Annotated in this window: 5 protein-coding genes; all 5 read right to left on the bottom strand. The window is 48.0% G+C overall.

The genetic code is table 11. The annotated features are described in order from the left end of the window. Positions 1-59 precede the first annotated feature (59 nt). The gene (locus HC733_RS22090) at positions 60-284 is read right to left on the bottom strand and encodes a TraR/DksA C4-type zinc finger protein (RefSeq protein WP_190367130.1); all 225 of its coding nucleotides are present in this window, start codon (positions 282-284) and stop codon (positions 60-62) included. Continuing rightward, positions 271-753, bottom strand: coding sequence for a 3TM-type holin (locus tag HC733_RS22095; protein WP_190367131.1), 483 nt, complete (start codon positions 751-753; stop codon positions 271-273). Before HC733_RS22095 ends, HC733_RS22090 begins: the two co-directional genes overlap by 14 nt. Beyond that, complete coding sequence (locus tag HC733_RS22100) at positions 746-1,006, bottom strand: hypothetical protein (protein WP_190367132.1); 261 nt, start codon at positions 1,004-1,006, stop codon at positions 746-748. The genes HC733_RS22095 and HC733_RS22100 overlap by 8 nt, the downstream gene beginning before the upstream one ends. Further along, positions 999-1,586 carry a glycoside hydrolase family 108 protein gene (locus HC733_RS22105; RefSeq protein ID WP_190367133.1) on the bottom strand — a complete coding sequence of 196 codons (588 nt, stop codon included), beginning with the start codon at positions 1,584-1,586 and terminating at the stop codon, positions 999-1,001. The genes HC733_RS22100 and HC733_RS22105 overlap by 8 nt, the downstream gene beginning before the upstream one ends. 75 nt (positions 1,587-1,661) lie before the next feature. Continuing rightward, on the bottom strand, positions 1,662-1,939 hold a 278-nt coding region (locus HC733_RS22110), incomplete at its 5' end, for a hypothetical protein (protein WP_238937667.1).

The following is a 1,939-nucleotide window of genomic DNA, read 5'->3' on the forward strand; positions in this document are numbered from 1 at the left end:
GCCTACGACTACCACACCAGCGGCTAGCATTTGCTTCCACCACTCTAAGATAAATTCCATCACGGCTTCCTATAGTGCTTTGCAGCAAGCTCTTGTAACTCTTGGCAATCAACGCAGTATTTGCAGCTATGTATTGCGTCTCGCCGTGCTTTTGGGATTTCTGCGTTGCACTCTAGGCAATGCATAAAGTCCACATCTTGCCCCAAAAAGTGGGCCTTGTTTTTGTTGAGCGCGCGCTCTAAATCTTGCTCAGCAATACGCTGTGCATCGTCAACGATGTCCATTTGGGTTCCTCAATGAGTTAATGATTGATTTAGCAATGTCTTTGGCTTTGGAAGCTGTGCCGGGGGCGATTTTTTCAACGGTACGACCAACCACGTAACCACCAATGCCTAGCTGTAGAAGCTCCCATGCCTTTTCGGGTAGTGGATTCGCCAGCAACCCAAAGGCGTTGAGCACAATCAACACTAAAAACGTCAACATGGTGATAGGACGCCAAGAGCGTTGCAGCCAGCTTTCACCTTGCGCTTCGGCGGTGATGTTTTGAGATTGGGCCGCGAGCACTTGGCCTTGTAGCTCAATGACTTGCCCTTGAAGTACAAGCTCTTTTGCTTTGTACTCAAGTTCTTTGGCTTTGAGCGCATTGGTTATTTGAGTTAGCTCGTTGTTTAGCTTTAGCTTTTCTTCATCGGAGGTAAACGCTTCATCAATCACGTTGCCCACTAATTTACCCAGCCCTAACCAATCATCCATGACTCACCCCAAAGCGCTTGGCAACGCGGTTGCTGGCTGCGTGGTAAGAGCGCACAGCATCTACACGCAAGCGTATGTCAATTTCTAAAACCGAATGCCAGCCCTTGCTGAACATGCTTTGATAGGTGCCATCATGGCTGTGCAACGGCACGTTGTTCACATCAAAAGGTTGCTCGTTTAAACGTGCTTGTACTTCCGCCTCAAGGCGCTTTATACGGCCTTGCTCGCGTGACCAATCCCAGTTTCTACCCATGGTGTACTCCTGCTATGGCGCGCTCAGTAATGTGCTCTAGGCGGTTGTACCAGCCGTTTAAATTTGGGGTTTGGGTTGTGTCATTCGCGCAAATACGGGCGTATTTACGGGCGCGCTTAAGGCTCAAGCCAACGCATAACTGTATTGGTAAAACACCGTGGCAGGCTTTTAACGTAAGCGGGCCAAAGCGGCCGTCAGGCTTAGCGCCAACATATCGCTGTACTAACATGGTCATACTCGGCACACCGTGTTGTACTGCGCCATCAAGCAGCATTAAAGCAACACCCGCATTAAGCTCGCCGCACTGCATGGGCCGCCAATAGTCGCGGTGAAATAAGCGTACCGCCTGTGCAAGGGTTAGGTTTGCAATATCAAGGTGTGGGTAGGCTCGCTGGCTTATGCCGAACTTAGTTAAACCGCCCCTGTCAGAAGGTGTGTTATTTAAGCCGCCGTCTGCATTTAAGCCACCTTCCAAATACAAGATAGGCAAAATAGCATCAGCAAATTGCAGCGAGTATGGCGCAAGCGCGGCCTTAATCTCTGGTAGCTGTTTAAAGTAAGTAAGGTTTGGGAATGTCATACGGCACCCGTAGCATTTGGTTTGCTACAGAGTGCCTAAGTCACGGAGGGATAGATTTTAAACTGGGTTAATAAATTAGAGTTTGATGCTAGGTAGTGATTTGTCGCTGATAATACCTGTATTGTCCAAATCCGCAGTGTGATTAAATCCAAGCCCTAGTCTTACGGGTTTGACCCAAATATAATTTTCAGTAGTACCAAAGAACTCACGAGACCCTGTTGCAAATAGCACTACATCATTGCGGCCCAATGACAACGAAAATTGGCCCTCCTTGTTTGTCGTCACAGTATCAAGCGGTGTGAGAGTTAACTGTTCAACCAATAAACTTTGCATAGAGCACTTATCAATTAACT

The sequence above is a fragment of the Pseudoalteromonas sp. S16_S37 genome, from assembly GCF_014694405.1.
Classification (GTDB): Bacteria; Pseudomonadota; Gammaproteobacteria; order Enterobacterales; family Alteromonadaceae; genus Pseudoalteromonas.